The organism is Streptomyces liliiviolaceus, from assembly GCF_018070025.1.
Classification (GTDB): Bacteria; Actinomycetota; Actinomycetes; order Streptomycetales; family Streptomycetaceae; genus Streptomyces; species Streptomyces liliiviolaceus.
On sequence record NZ_JAGPYQ010000001.1, the window covers coordinates 1,446,806 to 1,460,465 of the forward strand.

Genomic DNA, 13,660 nt, shown 5'->3' on the forward strand with positions numbered 1-13,660 from the left:
TGCTCGCTCGCTCCGCTCGCTCATTGTCGTACTACTTCCGCAGCTCGATGACGGTCTTGCCGATGCGGATCGGCGCGCCCAGCGGAACCGGCGTGGGGGTCGTCAATCGGGTCCGGTCGAGATACGTGCCGTTGGTGGACCCGAGATCCTCGACGATCCACTGGCCGTCACGGTCCGGGTAGATCCTGGCATGCCTGCTGGATGCGTAGTCGTCGTCCAGCACGATGGTGCTGTCGTGTGCGCGACCCAGCGTGATGGTCTGTCCCTGAAGGGCAACGGTCGTGCCCGTGAGGATGCCCTCCGAGACGACCAGCTTGGTGGGAGCGCCGCGGCGCTGACGGCCGCCGCCGCTGGGCGCCGCCTGCTGTCGCTGCGGCGGCGGTGCGCTCTGGCGCGCAGCGGCCTGCTGCGGCCTCTGGGCTTCCCGTCGCGACCCGCGCTGTGTGACACGCGTTCCGAACAGGTCGCTGCGGATGACCTGCACGGCCACGATCACGAACAGCCACAGTACGGCCAGGAAACCCAGCCGCATGACCGTGAGGGTCAGCTCTGACATTGCCCCCGCTTCACCCTTCGGCTTGCCGGTAAATGATGGTGGTGCTGCCCACGACGATCCGCGAGCCGTCGCGGAGCGTAGCGCGGGTGGTGTGCTGTCCGTCCACCACGATGCCGTTGGTGGACCCAAGATCCTGGACGGTCGAGGGCGTTCCGGTCCGGATCTCACAGTGCCGGCGCGAGACGCCGGGGTCGTCGATCCGCACGTCGGCTTCGGTGCTGCGGCCCAGCACGAGCGTCGGGCGGGAGATCTGATGGCGGGTGCCGTTGACCTCGATCCAGTGCCGCGTGCGTCCACCCGGCTGCGGGGCCGCGGCGGGCCGCTGGCCCGCGGGTGCGGCACCCGGGCGTCCGCCGGGCGGCGGTCCTGCGGGCATGGGCGGAGCGGCCGCGGGCGGGTAGCCGTAGCCACCGGGCTGGCCGCCCGCCTGGCCCCGGCCGGCCGCCGGGGGCGGGCCCGCGGGGGCGCGCTCGGGAGCGCCCTGCTGGTTGGCGGAGGAGGCGAGCGTACGACTGCGGACCCGGTACAGGCCCGTGTCGAGGTCGTCCGCCTTCTCCAGGTGGACCTTGATGGTGCCCATGAACGTGTAGCGCTGCTGCTTGGCGTAGTCGCGCACCATGCCGGCCAGCTCGTCGCCGAGCTGGCCCGAGTAGGGGCTGAGACGCTCGAAGTCCGGCGTGCTCAGCTCCACGATGAAGTCGTTGGGGACCACGGTGCGGTCCCGGTTCCAGATGGTGGCGTTGTTGTCGCACTCGCGCTGGAGCGCTCCGGCGATCTCCACCGGCTGGACCTCGGACTTGAACACCTTGGCGAAGGTGCCGTTGACCAGACCTTCGAGGCGTTGCTCGAACTTCTTCAGGACTCCCATGGGGCACCTCCTCCTGTGTCGTCGCCCTGGTACTGCTTACTGATCGTATCCACGCGCCGGGAAATCGGCTGGTTCCCCCTGTCGGCCCGGTCGACGGATGTCGACGCCCACTGAAGTCCCCTCCCGCTGTTCCCGCCGAAGTCCCTCTTCGAACTCCCCCGAGGCACTCCGTATGGGGAGGATCGTAGAGGCGGCTTCACCACAGTGTCCCGCACGCGGCAGTGGACCCCGGCCCCCTGACGGGGAGATGGCCGGGACCGGTACGAGGTTGATACGTGAACCGGTTCCGCTTGATACGTGGCGGCCGGGGTCGGTGGGATCCGGGGCGCCACGGGAGTCGGTCCTGCTGGTGACGGTGGGGTGGCGCGGGGGCCGGTCGCCGTGCCGCGGACCTCCTGCCGGGCTCCCGGGGCCCTCGGAAACGGATGTGAATCCACCCCCACCAGCGTGCTAATCTTCTGCATGTCGGAAGGCGCTCACCCACCTGGTGAGAGACGGATGACACACCCAATGCGCGGGTGGCGGAATAGGCAGACGCGCTGGATTCAGGTTCCAGTGCCCGAAAGGGCGTGGGGGTTCAACTCCCCCCTCGCGCACCAGCAGAGACGGGTCTCCGTCAGAACGAAAGTTCTGGCGGGGGCCCGTTTCTCGTTCCCTCGTCGTCACACAGTCGGGCTTCGACCCGACGTATGACACGGCACGGCCCTGGCGGTGAGGTATCTCACGGCTGGGGCCGTGTGTGTTGTGTGGGGCGTTCTGTGGGGCGGTCGGCGCGGGTGCGCCGGACTCGGGCCGGGGATCCGTCCAGGGCGACCGGAGGGCGGTTCGATGGGCTGGTGATCGGAGAAACGACTCAGCTTGTCAGCGGAATACCACTTGATCACTCAAGCCGGTGAAGCATCCCGTCGTCCAGAAACATGATCACCGCGACGGAGTTCATTCCGGTCGGAAGAGATTCTCCGCCGGAAGGGATTGTTCATGGCCGCGCTTTTTCGATTCAGGCTTCCCATCGCCGCCGCTGCCGCCTGCGCTCTCGTACTGACGAGCGCCTCGACGGCACAAGCCGGCGCCGTCGGGTCGACACCGGTGCGGACGTTCGAGTACAGCGTCGGGGGCATGACGATGAAGGTCCCGACCGGTTGCTTGTTCACGCACATCATCCGTGGTGGCGGAAAGAAGATCACCTACCAGAACGCCGGCGTGGACTGCGCCTTCGTCGCCGCGCTCGGCAGCGGGTTCTGCAACTGGCGGATCGACTTCACGTACAGCAACACCAACAACAAGATCTACCGGACGTCCCGCGGGCGGACGCACCCCGAGTGCAAGATCGATCCGATGCGGAACAACTCTCCTCAGACGCTGCCTCGTTATGGAAAAGCGTGTGCGCACCTCTATGTGACCGGGGTGCGGCGAGTGAGTCAGTGCCATCACATTACGAAGTGAGCTGTTCATGATCGATCAACAGCAGGAGCGGGAGCGGCCGGAGAAGTCGCGGCGGCGCTCGGTCGAGATTGCCGCCTTCTTGGCGGGCCTCGTGGCGACCCTCGCCTTCTTCGCCTTCTTCCCCGGGCTTCCGCACGTCATCGACTGGGGGGCGATCGTCGTCTCCCTCCTCGTGGCAGCGCTCGCGAGATGGGCTTGCCGGCGCTGGGCGGAAAGGGGAAACAGGGAGTCCCCGCGTCCTTGAGGGGCGCGGGGAACGGCGCGATCGGCCACAACGCGCCCGCAGTTGGCGCACGGCCGACGCGCGCCTTGGCCGATTCACGGCCCGCGCGTGGAAGTGCGACGGTGACGTATCTCACGGTCGGGAAAGTCCAGGGCGTGTCCGCAAAGTCCTGTCGTCCGCCCGGAGGGCGGGTCACTGCGGCGTCTGGTGCGGCGAGTGGTGGTCCCCCGGCCGGAGGCTGAGCGAGCGTGCCAGGCGTCGCGGGCTGGGGGCGCCTCCCGGCCGAAGACTGGAGGAGGGACTTCGCGGGCACGCCCTGGGGTGCCTGTTCGGACTACGGTGCCTGTCCGGACTACGTGGTGGGAGTGGGGCTCTGTGAAGGTGATCCTCTTCGGTGCGACCGGGATGGTCGGGCGTGGAGTTCTGCGGGAGTGTCTGCGGGACGCGGCGGTCGAGAGCGTCCTCGTGATCGGCCGCACGACGGTGGGGGTCACGCATCCCAAGCTGCGCGAGATCGTCCGGGCCGACCTCACCGACCTCGGCGGGCTGGAGGGCGAACTCTCCGGGTACGACGCCTGCTTCTTCTGCCTCGGCGTCTCCTCGGCGGGCATGAAGGAGGCCGCGTACCGCGAGATCACGTACGACCTCACGCTCTCCGTGGCGCGCACGCTGGCCGCGTCGAGTCCGGGGCTGACCTTCTGTTACGTGTCCGGGCAGGGCACCGACAGTTCCGCGCGCGGGCGGGTGATGTGGGCGCGGGTCAAGGGGGAGACGGAGAACGCGCTGCTCGCGCTGGACGGCGTGGACGCGTACATGTTCCGGCCGGGGCTCATCCAGCCGCTGCACGGGATCACGTCCAAGACGCGGGTCTACCGGATGGTCTACGCGGCGACCGGGCGTCTGCTGCCCCTCCTGCGGAAGCTCGCGCCCCGCTGGATCACCACTACGGAGCAGGTGGGTCTGGCGATGGTCGCCGTGGCTCGCGGCGAGTCCGGGGTCCGGGTGCTGGAGACCGCGGAGATCAACAGGCTCGCGGGGGCGTGACGCGCGCCCCGCCCGTGGTGGCGGGGCGGGGCGCGGGTCCGTGCGGTGGTGTGCGGCCGTCCGGTTGTCCGGCCGCGTGCCGTGAGGCCGCCGTGCGTCAGGCGGCCTTCGGGGCGAGCTGCTCGGCGAGGGTCCGGCCCTTGGCGGCCGCGTCCTCAAGGGCCTTGTCGCGGGACGCCTCGAAGAGCGGGACCAGGTCGGCCAGCGCCGGCATGTGCGGGGCCATCGTGAGCTCCGGGACGATGAATTCGACGTCCAGGCCGAGCATGTCCTTCAGGACGGCCCCCAGGTAGTTCTGCACGTACTCGTAGCCCTCGCGGGGCGTGCCCGGCCCGTAGGCGCCGCCGCGGCTGGCCACGACGGTGACCGGGGTGCCCTTGGCGGACTGGGTCTCGCCCGCGGTGCGGCCGACGACGATCACGTTGTCCAGCCACGCCTTCAGGGTCGACGGGATCGAGAAGTTGTACATGGGCGCGCCGATCAGGACGGCGTCCGCCTGCTCCAGCTCCTCGATGAACTCCAGGCGCGCGGCGAAGGCCGCGGCCTGCTCCGGGGTGTGCGCCGACGGATCGGCGAAGACGGCGCTGTGGGCGTCGGCGGTGATGTGCGGGACCGGGTGCGCGGAGAGGTCGCGGTAGACCACGGTGCCCTCCGGGTGCTGCTCCTCCCAGGCCTTGCGGAAGGCGTCCGTGACGGAGCGGGACGCCGAGGCGGAACCGGGAAGGACGGACGAGTCCACGTGCAGCAGGGTGGCCATGGGGTTCTCCATTTGAGGTGTTCGGCGCATCGGGTTGCGGGCGTTCGCAGGGGTGCGCGCACCGCAGAGGGCGCGGTTGTCGTGGGCGATCCGGGTCAGGGCCCGCCCACGGCTTCGCTTTTTCGTTCGTAACTATGAATAACACAGGAGCTTACTTTTTTTCATCCCCGTACGGGGCGGCAAGTACCCTGAAGGCATGGCGGTCCAGGAAAACCACGACGCTGCGTCGTGCAGACGGGTCGACGACGGCATCACCCGTGTCTTCCAGGTGATCGGAAAGCGCTGGACGGGCCCGATCGTGGCCGTGCTCATGCCGGCGCCCGTGCACTTCGCCGACCTGCGCCGGGCCATCCCCGGCATCAGCGAGCGGATGCTCTCCGATCGGCTCACCGAGCTGGCGGGCCTCGGAATCGTGGTGCGCGAGGTCGACGAGGGACCGCCGCTGCGCGTCTCCTACCGGCTGACGGAGGCCGGTTCCGCACTGGAGCCCTCGCTCAGGGAACTGGGCATGTGGGCGGAGAAGTACCTGCTGGAGGACGGCCGTTGCGCGGAGCAGTTCCGGAACTAGCGAAGTGGTCCGGGGCTCTTCCTCCCCGTTGAGCTGCGGTGTTTTCCACAGGCGCGGAGTTGTCCACAGGGGCTCACGCGAATCGGCGCCCGGCGGTACGGTCGTCCCGAGTTGATGTTCGGGTGCGGGGGAGGCGGTTCGAGTGAGTGAGACCGGTGGAGCGGTGACCGGGACGGCCGGAGCTACTGGAGCGGCCGGAGTCGCCGGAGTTGGCGGGACGGCGAGGATTCCGGCGGTGCGCGGATTCGCGCCGTGGCCCTCGGAGGACTCGGCCAAGAAAGAGGGCAAGGCCCTCAGGGCACGCGTCCCGCGCGGCGCGCACGCGTCGCTCGACACGAACGGCGACCGCCCGGACGCGGTGACGGCCGTGGAGGAGTCCGGCCGGGGCCGGATCGCCGAGCTCACACCGATACGGGTGGGCAGGATGGCGGCCACGCCGTTCGCCTTCCTGCGCGGTTCGGCCGGCCTCATGGCCTACGACCTGGCGCGTACGCCCGTGACGGGCATCGGCGCCCAGATCTGCGGCGACGCGCACGCGGGCAACTTCGGTCTGTACGGGGACGCGCGCGGCGGCCTCGTCATCGACCTGAACGACTTCGACGAGACGGTGCGCGGACCGTGGGAGTGGGACCTCAAGCGACTGGCGACCTCGCTGGTGCTCGCCGCGCGCGAGGCGGGAGCGGACGAGGACACCTGCCGCAAGGCCGCGCACTTCACGGCCGGCTCCTACCGGCGCACGATGCGGCTGCTCGCCAAGCTCCCGGCCCTGGACGCGTGGAACGCCATCGCGGACGAGGAGTTGGTCTCCCACACGGACGCGCACGACCTGCTCGGCACCCTGGAGCGGGTCGCGGAGAAGGCGCGGTCCAACACCAGCGGACGGTTCGCGGCCAAGTCGACGGAGGCCGTCGAGGGCGGCGGGCGCCACTTCGTAGACGCCCCGCCGGTGCTGCGCCGCGTCCCGGACGGCGAGGCCACGGCGGTGGCGCTGGCCCTGGAGGAGTACCTGGGCACGCTCTCCCCGGACCGGCTCCCGCTCCTCGCGCAGTACGCGGTGCACGATGTCGCCTTCCGGGTGGTCGGCACCGGCAGCGTGGGCACCCGGTCGTACGTGGTGCTGCTGCTGGACCACCGTGACGAGCCGCTCGTCCTCCAGGTGAAGGAGGCCCGCGCGTCCGTCCTGGTCCCGCATCTGAAGACGGCGGGTCTCCCGCTGCCGGAGGCCGAGCACGAGGGCCGCCGGGTCGTCCTCGGCCAGAAGCGCATGCAGGTCGTCAGCGACAACCTCCTGGGGTGGACCACGGTCGACGGACGCCCCTTCCAGGTGCGGCAGTTCCGCAACCGCAAGGGCAGCGTGGACCCCGCGGCGTTGGCCGCGGACCAGATAGACGACTACGCGCGGATGACGGGGGCGCTGCTGGCGCGGGCCCACGCGCACAGCGCCGATCCGCGGTTGGTCTCGGGCTACTGCGGCAAGAACGAGGAGCTGGACGAGGCGATAGCCGACTTCTCGGTGGCGTACGCGGACCGGACCGAGGCCGACCACGCGGAGCTGGTGACGGCCGTGCGCTCGGGCCGGATCGCGGGGGAGCTGGGGGTCTGACGGGCCGCGGGCCGCTCTCGCGCGCACTGCCTCAGCTTCGGCCGGGGCAGGTTCGGGTGGCCGGTGGAGCTGTGGCCTAGGCTGGACGGGTGACGACCCCGGAAGCTGAGCAGTCCCCGTCCGAGCCGCCGTCCGAGCCCTCCGCGGAGCCGGTCGCCGGTGAATCGCGTGCCGGTGCGGCCGGTGCCGAGGAGGCCCACGCCGGAGCGGGGGCCGAGTCGCCTGCCGGCGGGGGTGCCGACGCGGGCGCCGAGCCGGCTGCCGCGGCCGGTGGAGCCGGTACCGAGGCCGATGCCGAGGTCAGTGCAGAGGCCGGTGCGAAGTCGGTCGATGAGGCCGGCGCCGAGTCGGTCGGTGAGGCCGGTGCTGCCTCGGGCACAGGCACGGACTCGGACGCAGACTCGGACGCCGGTGCGTCGGCGGGTGCGGGTGCCGTCGGGGGCGACGAGCCCGTGGGCGGTGCCGTGAGTGACGGGGGCGAGCGGCCCGAGGAGCGGCTTGAGCGGGCCGTGCGCGCGGCCGAGCAGGCGTTGATCGAGTTCGAGATCGCGGTGGAGACGTTCCGGGTCGAGGTGGAGAACTTCTCCCGGCTGCACCACCAGCGGCTCGGCCCGATGTACTCGCGGCTCGACGAGCTGGAGGCGCAGATCGCCGAGGCGCGGGCCGCGAGCACCGGTGACCCGGAGGACGTGCGCAAGGCGAAGGAGGCCCGGGCCAGGGTCATGCCGATGCCGGGCATAGAGGAGCTGTTCCACGACTGGCTCGACTCGGACGGACTGTCCCCGGAGGCCTCGGCCATGCTGACCGAGCAGCCGGTGCGTCCGCCGCAGCGGGTGCGGCCGAGCGACGAGGCCCGCAAGCTCTACCGGGAGCTCGTCCGCAAGGCGCACCCCGACCTGGCGCAGGACGACGCGGAGCGCGCGCGGCGCGACGAGTTCATCTCCCGCGTCAACGCCGCCTACGGCCGTGGGGACGAGGCCCTGCTCCGAGAGCTGTCCGAGGAGTGGGCCGCGGGACCGGTCGCGGAGGAGTGGCGGCCGAGCCGTAGCGAGGAGCTCTACGCCCGTCTCGAATGGCTCGCGCAGCGCAAGGAACTGCTCGCCCTCGTGGCCCGCGAGCTGGAGGAGAGCGCGATCGGCGGGATGCTCAAGATCGCGCCGGACGATCCCGACCGGCTGCTGGAGGAGATCGCCGAGCAGCTGCTCGCGCAGGTGAGCGAGCGGGAAGCGGAGCTGGCGGGTCTGCTCGGCAGCGGTGCCTGATCCCTCCGGTCCCGGGGCGACGGGTGTGCTGCTCTCCGCGGGCCGGTGAGGGCTGGTCGCGCGGTTGCCCGCGCCCCTGAACGGCGGGGGCGCGCCCCTTGGTAGCGTCGGGCCATGAGTTTCGGAGCTGGTGTGCCCACGGTCGAGGTCGGAGATCTCGCGGACGGAGACTTCCTGCTGGACGTCCGGGAGGACGACGAGTGGCAGGCGGGTCACGCCGAAGGGGCCCTGCACATCCCCATCAGTGAATTCGTGGCCCGCTACGGCGAGTTGACCGAGGCGGCCCCGCAGGACGGCAGGGTCAACGTGATCTGCCGTTCCGGCGGCCGGTCGGCGCAGGTCGCCATGTATCTGAACCAGCAGGGCGTCGACGCGGTGAACGTCGCCGGCGGCATGCAGGTCTGGGCGGCCAAGGGCCGCCCGGTGGTGAACACCGAGGGGCAGCCGGGGTTCGTGCTGTAGCGGACCCACGGTTTCCCCGGGGAGCCCCCGGCGTTCGCGAGTCCTGGCTTCGGATCTCGGACCAGGGCTCGGCCGTTTGGCCGTTCAGTCGCTCGCTCGGCCGCTCGGTCAGCCGGTCAACCCAGGGGATGGGCCGCCAGCAGGTCGCCCAGCGCCTCCTCGTGTGCCGCCGCCGGGCCGAGCGACAGCTCCAGATGCTTGGCCCAGGCGTGGTACCGGTGCAGCGAGTAGTCGGTGTCCGCGCCGAAGCCCCCGTGCAGATGCTGCGCGGTCTGCACGACCCGGCGTACGCCCTCGGAGGCCCAGACCTTGGCGACGGCCACGTCACCGGACGCGGGCAGCGCTCCGCCCGCTCCCGTGCTGATCCGCCACGCGGCCTGCCAGAGGGTCGCCTCCATCGCGCGCAGATCGATGTAGCGGTCGGCGGCCTGCACGGCCACGGCCTGGAACGTGGCGACCGGGTGGCCGAACTGCTCCCGCTTGCCGGTGTATTCGCTCGTCATGCCGAGGACCCGCTCGCCCAGTCCGAGGGCCAGCGCACACGTTCCGGTGGCGAGCAGATTCCGCAGCCACTCCCAGGCACCGTCGGCGTCGATGACGTCACGGGCGGGGATCCGTACGGAATCCAGGTGGAGTTCGCCGAGCAACTCGCCCGTCGTCGAGATCTGCTCGGCGAGCGTCGCGCCCTGGTGGTCACGGGGCACGAGGGCGAGTACGGAGCGGCCCGTGCCGGTGCTCAGGGCGGGTACGAGGACGAAGTCGGCGTTCCGCGCCCAGGGAACCGCCGTCTGCAGCCCGTCCAGCACCCACGCGCCGTCCTCCTGCCGTGCGGTCACGGCGAGTTCGGCGCCGTCGTGTCCGGTCCGCCCGTTGGCGGCGACCGTCAGGACCAGTTCGCCCCGGCCGGCCCGTACGAGCAGATCGGCCTGCAACTCCTCGCCGCCGTAGGTCTGTACGGCCACGGTGGCCGCCGTGCTCTCCAGCAGCGGAACCCGGGCGAGTACCTTCGCCGACTCCCGCAGCACCAGGCACAGGGCGACGGCGTCCAGACCGGCGCCGCCGTGGCGGTCGTCTAGCAGCAGGCTCAGCAGGTCCGCGTCGGCGAGCCGGGACCACAGCGCACGGTCGAAGTCGTCCGCGACGGCGCCCGCGGTGAGCGCGGGACTCGGTACGCCGTCCGGCGCGACCCCCGCGAAGACCGCCTTCGCCGCCTCCACGGCCGCCTGCTGTTCCTCGGTGAAGGTGAAGTCCACGGTCCCGTCCTCCCGGTCGGTCTGACGCGTCGGTCCGGCGGAGCGACAAGATAGAACAGGTTCTACAAAAAGGGAACGACGGCGGGCCGTAAGGTGTCCACCGCTCCGCCGTGCCCCCTGGGCTGTGCCGGGCGTGTGGGGCTGAGTACCGTTCCGGTGCGGCCGTCGCCGTCGCGGCACGGGCGACGACAATCGGGCAGACATGGGGAAACGGGGCGCAATGGATGCGTACGACGAGGGCGCGGACGCCCGTCCCGTGGCGGGCGAGCCCCCGGAGGCTCCCTCGCCCACCGCCGCGCCCACCGCAGTGCCCGCCGCCGCGCCCGCCCCGGGCCCGCTCCCGGCCGACCCCCCTCCCTCGGACTCCCCTCCCCCCGACGGCCCTCCCTCCGCCGGTTCTCCCCCTGCCGGACCTCCCCTTGCCGGACCTCCTCCTGCCGGTTCTCCTCCCGTGGGCATCGCCGCGCTCTCCCTCCCCTTCCAGATCGCCGCGGCTCTCGCGTTCGCGCTCGTCGCGCTGGTCGCCTGTGTGCACCTCGGCATGGTCTTCCTGCATGTCGCGCCGTCGAACACGGTCACCAAGCAGCACGGGCAGGCGATCGACGAGTGGATCTACCCGGAGTTCGAGCAGAACTGGAAACTCTTCGCGCCCAACCCGCTGCAGCAGAACATCGCGGTCCAGGTCCGGGCCGAGGTGAAGGGCACGGACGGCGCCATCAGGACGACCCGCTGGTACGACCTCTCCGCGCTGGACGGCCGGGCCATCGACGGCAACCTGCTGCCCAGCCACACCCAGCAGAACGAACTGCGCCGGGCCTGGGACTTCTTCACCGCCACGCACGACAACGCGAACCGTCCGAACGGTCTGCGCGGCGATCTCTCCGAGCGCTATCTGCGCCGCATCGCGGTTCTGCGCCTCGACCGTGAGGGGGCGGGCGGCCGGGGCGCCGTCGTCCAGCAGGTCCAGGTCCGTTCCCGTACGACCAACGTGCCGCCACCGGAGTGGAGCCAGGAGCAGGTGTCCGACAAGCCCGTCCTGCGCCAGCTGCCCTGGTGGCCGCTGTCCGACACCGACCGGGCGGCCGGGACCCGGCCCGTGGACTCTGCGGAAACGGCGGCGAGCGCCCGATGAGCGACGACGAGAGCACCCCGGTGAGCGATCAGGACAGCGGTCCGGCGAGGGATCAGGACAGCGGTCCGGCGAAGGGTCAGGACAGCGGTCCGGCGAAGGGTCAGGACAGCGGTCCGGCGAAGGATCACGACGACGCCCCCGTGAGCGACCGGCCCGGCACCTCGGTGGGTGCCCCGGAGCCACGGCCGGCGCGCAATGCCGGTCGGGAACGGCTGGCCGGACGGATCAGCCGTTTCGACCGCACGCACCGGCTCGACCGCAAGCTGGGGCACGCCGTCTCGCGTCTCACCGGGCAGGCGCTGGGGCCCTACCAGACCGCGGTGATCCGCATAGGTTTCGCCGGGACCTGGCTGCTCTTCCTGTTGCGGGAGTTCCCGCACCGCCAGGAGATGTACGGGCCCGACGGACCCTGGAGCTGGGACCTGGCCCAGCAGCTCATCGCGAGCAACCACGCCTTCACGGTCCTGATGTGGGCCGACAGCCAGGTCTGGTTCGAGATCGTCTTCGGGTTCGCCGTGCTCTCCGCGGCCCTGTTCATGCTCGGCTGGCGCACCCGCACCATGTCCGTGCTCTTCCTGCTCGGGGTGCTCTCCCTCCAGAACCGCAGCATCTTCATGGGGGACGGCGGCGACAACGTCATCCATCTGATGGCGATCTACCTGGTGTTCACCCGCTGCGGCCAGGTGTGGTCGCTGGACGCGCGGCGCGAGCGCCGGACGGCGGCGGCCCGCCCGCGTGACGGGGACGAGGGGCAGCCGGACCGGGTCGGTGTCGTTCTGTGGGCCGTGCTCGGCCTCGCCCTGACGGCCGCCACGCTCGCGGGGAAGATCGACGGCGGAACGCTGGGCGGCTGGCGGACGATCTACTGGGGACTGTGGGCGCTCCAGGCCCTGTGGTGGCTGGCCGGCCGGTACGCCGCGCGGAGCGACCAGCCACGGATCTTCCTCGACGTGGTCGCCAACCTCGTCCACAACGCGGCCCTCTTCGTGATCATGGCCGAGGCGTGTCTGATCTACGCGACCGCCGGCTGGTACAAGATCCAGGGCTCGCGCTGGCAGGACGGCACGGCCGTGTACTACCCGCTGCACCTGGACTACTTCTCCCCCTGGCCCGCCCTGTCCGACCTCCTGTCCGCGAGCGGCACCATGGTGATGCTGGTGACGTACGGGACGGTGGTCGCGCAGGTCGCCTTCCCCTTCACCCTCTTCAACCGGCGGGTGAAGAACGTCCTGCTGGCGATCATGATGACCGAGCACGCCGTGATCGCCGTGGTGCTGGGTCTGCCGTTCTTCTCCCTCGCGATGATCGCCGCCGACGCGGTCTTCCTGCCGACGTCCTTCCTGCGCCGGCTCGGCGGCTGGGCCGCCCGCGTGCGCGAGTGGCTGCTCTCCCGGCTCTCCAGGCTCTCCCGCGTCCTCCGCGTCTCCCGGTCCGGGCGCCTCGGGATAAGGCTCCCGGGGTCGCGCGAGAACTCCGGCGAGGACAACTCCGGCGAGGACTCCTCCGGCGACGGGTCGGGCGGCGAGGCGGGTGAGGGGGTCCGCGTCCCCCGGAGGAGGCCGATCACCCGCACGTAGGCTTCACGGCATGACGGAACCCCGCGACCGCGAGCCTCTGAGCGCCTGGCACCGGCTCGCCGACACCGCCGTGCTGCTCGACGGCTTCCACGCCCTCAAGCACGCGCTGCGCTTCCATGCCGAGGTCCCGGTCGCCGTCACCACGGACCGGACGGCCACGCTCGCCCTCGCGGACGAACTGGCCCCGGACGTACGGGAGACGCTGGACGTCCTCCTGGCGGAGGTCCCGGAGGCCGCGTACCGGGCGCTCGTCGCGCGGCCGCACCCCACGGGGGTGGCCGCCCTGGCGGTACGGCCCTCACGTGACGCCAATCTGCGGGCGCTGGCCCGTATGCCCCGTACCGCGCCGGTGGTCGTCCTCGACCAGCCGCGCAATCTCGGGAACGCCGGGGCGGTGATCCGGCTCGCGGCCGGGTTCGGGGCGACCGGGGTCGTCACGACCGGCACGCTCGATCCGTGGCATCCCACGGTCGTGCGGGGCGGGGCGGGGTTGCACTTCGCCACGGCCGTCGAGCGGTTGGCCGTGGCGGAGCTGCCCTCCGGGCCGGTGTTCGCGCTCGACCCGGAGGGGGCGGACATTCGGGAGCTGAAGCTTCCCGATGACGCTGTTCTTGCCTTCGGCTCGGAGCGGAGTGGGTTGTCGGGGGAGCTGCGTGGTCGTGTCGACCACCTGGTTTCCCTGCCGATGCGGGCTCAGGTGTCCAGTTACAACCTCGCCACGAGTGTGGCCATGGCGTTGTTCCACTGGAGTGCGTCTTAGGGGGCGCGTGGTCGGCTGCGGGTCCGTCGTGGCTGGTCGCGCAGTTCCCCGCGCCCCTCAAAGAGCGGGGCCGCGCCCCAGCTCGTTCGTCGGCTGCGGGCCCGGTGGGGGCTGGTCGCGCCGTTCCCCGCGCCCCTGACGGGGCCCCTGTG

General features: G+C 71.3%; 14 protein-coding genes and 1 tRNA gene. 11 read left to right on the forward strand and 4 right to left on the reverse strand.

From position 1 onward, the window contains the following. Window positions 1-31: 31 nt before the first annotated feature. Window positions 32-556: an FHA domain-containing protein FhaB/FipA gene (locus tag J8N05_RS06400; RefSeq protein WP_107017882.1), complete on the reverse strand. Its 525-nt coding sequence runs from the start codon at window positions 554-556 to the stop codon at window positions 32-34. A gap of 10 nt (window positions 557-566) precedes the next feature. Continuing rightward, window positions 567-1,424, reverse strand: coding sequence for an FhaA domain-containing protein (locus J8N05_RS06405; RefSeq protein WP_210881482.1), 858 nt, complete (start codon window positions 1,422-1,424; stop codon window positions 567-569). A gap of 512 nt (window positions 1,425-1,936) precedes the next feature. Between J8N05_RS06405 and J8N05_RS06410 the strand changes: the two genes are divergently transcribed. The 4 genes from J8N05_RS06410 (at window position 1,937) to J8N05_RS06425 (ending at window position 4,134) form a co-directional block, all read left to right on the forward strand. Next, window positions 1,937-2,023 (forward strand) — tRNA-Leu (locus J8N05_RS06410). A gap of 379 nt (window positions 2,024-2,402) precedes the next feature. After that, entirely contained in the window at window positions 2,403-2,867 is a 465-nt protein-coding gene (locus tag J8N05_RS06415) for a hypothetical protein (protein ID WP_247706170.1), read from the forward strand. A gap of 7 nt (window positions 2,868-2,874) precedes the next feature. Further along, window positions 2,875-3,111, forward strand: coding sequence for a hypothetical protein (locus J8N05_RS06420; protein WP_210881483.1), 237 nt, complete (start codon window positions 2,875-2,877; stop codon window positions 3,109-3,111). Between the two features lie 354 nt (window positions 3,112-3,465). Then, window positions 3,466-4,134, forward strand: a complete 669-nt coding sequence (locus J8N05_RS06425) for an NAD-dependent epimerase/dehydratase family protein (RefSeq protein ID WP_210881484.1) — start codon at window positions 3,466-3,468, stop codon at window positions 4,132-4,134. 97 nt (window positions 4,135-4,231) lie between these two features. Here J8N05_RS06425 and J8N05_RS06430 read toward each other — a convergent pair whose 3' ends face one another. Next, a complete protein-coding gene (locus J8N05_RS06430) occupies window positions 4,232-4,891 on the reverse strand; it encodes an FMN-dependent NADH-azoreductase (RefSeq protein ID WP_210881485.1) in 660 nt (219 codons plus the stop codon). Between the two features lie 196 nt (window positions 4,892-5,087). On the opposite strand from J8N05_RS06430, the gene J8N05_RS06435 reads away from it, so the two are divergent. The 4 genes from J8N05_RS06435 to J8N05_RS06450 all read left to right on the forward strand — a co-directional run bounded on the left by J8N05_RS06435 (window position 5,088) and on the right by J8N05_RS06450 (window position 8,786). Beyond that, the gene (locus J8N05_RS06435; RefSeq protein ID WP_210881486.1) at window positions 5,088-5,459 is read left to right on the forward strand and encodes a winged helix-turn-helix transcriptional regulator; all 372 of its coding nucleotides are present in this window, start codon (window positions 5,088-5,090) and stop codon (window positions 5,457-5,459) included. A gap of 163 nt (window positions 5,460-5,622) precedes the next feature. Further along, the gene (locus J8N05_RS06440; RefSeq protein WP_247706676.1) at window positions 5,623-7,062 is read left to right on the forward strand and encodes a DUF2252 domain-containing protein; all 1,440 of its coding nucleotides are present in this window, start codon (window positions 5,623-5,625) and stop codon (window positions 7,060-7,062) included. 452 nt (window positions 7,063-7,514) lie between these two features. After that, window positions 7,515-8,324 (forward strand): J domain-containing protein, encoded by an 810-nt coding sequence (locus J8N05_RS06445; RefSeq protein ID WP_210890044.1) that lies wholly within the window; start codon window positions 7,515-7,517, stop codon window positions 8,322-8,324. Window positions 8,325-8,456: 132 nt separating this feature from the next. Beyond that, a complete protein-coding gene (locus J8N05_RS06450) occupies window positions 8,457-8,786 on the forward strand; it encodes a rhodanese-like domain-containing protein (RefSeq protein ID WP_107017886.1) in 330 nt (109 codons plus the stop codon). Between the two features lie 116 nt (window positions 8,787-8,902). Here the strand turns inward: J8N05_RS06450 and J8N05_RS06455 are convergent, their stop codons facing one another. Further along, window positions 8,903-10,039, reverse strand: a complete 1,137-nt coding sequence (locus J8N05_RS06455; protein ID WP_210881488.1) for an acyl-CoA dehydrogenase family protein — start codon at window positions 10,037-10,039, stop codon at window positions 8,903-8,905. Between the two features lie 220 nt (window positions 10,040-10,259). Between J8N05_RS06455 and J8N05_RS06460 the strand changes: the two genes are divergently transcribed. Genes J8N05_RS06460 through J8N05_RS06470 form a run of 3 tightly spaced genes read left to right on the forward strand, consistent with a single transcriptional unit; the run spans window position 10,260 to window position 13,508 of the window. Further along, window positions 10,260-11,171 (forward strand): DUF5819 family protein, encoded by a 912-nt coding sequence (locus J8N05_RS06460; RefSeq protein ID WP_210881489.1) that lies wholly within the window; start codon window positions 10,260-10,262, stop codon window positions 11,169-11,171. Continuing rightward, a complete protein-coding gene (locus J8N05_RS06465; RefSeq protein WP_247706171.1) occupies window positions 11,168-12,748 on the forward strand; it encodes an HTTM domain-containing protein in 1,581 nt (526 codons plus the stop codon). Before J8N05_RS06460 ends, J8N05_RS06465 begins: the two co-directional genes overlap by 4 nt. Window positions 12,749-12,758: 10 nt before the next feature. Then, entirely contained in the window at window positions 12,759-13,508 is a 750-nt protein-coding gene (locus J8N05_RS06470; RefSeq protein ID WP_210881490.1) for a TrmH family RNA methyltransferase, read from the forward strand. The last annotated feature ends 152 nt before the right edge of the window (window positions 13,509-13,660 follow it).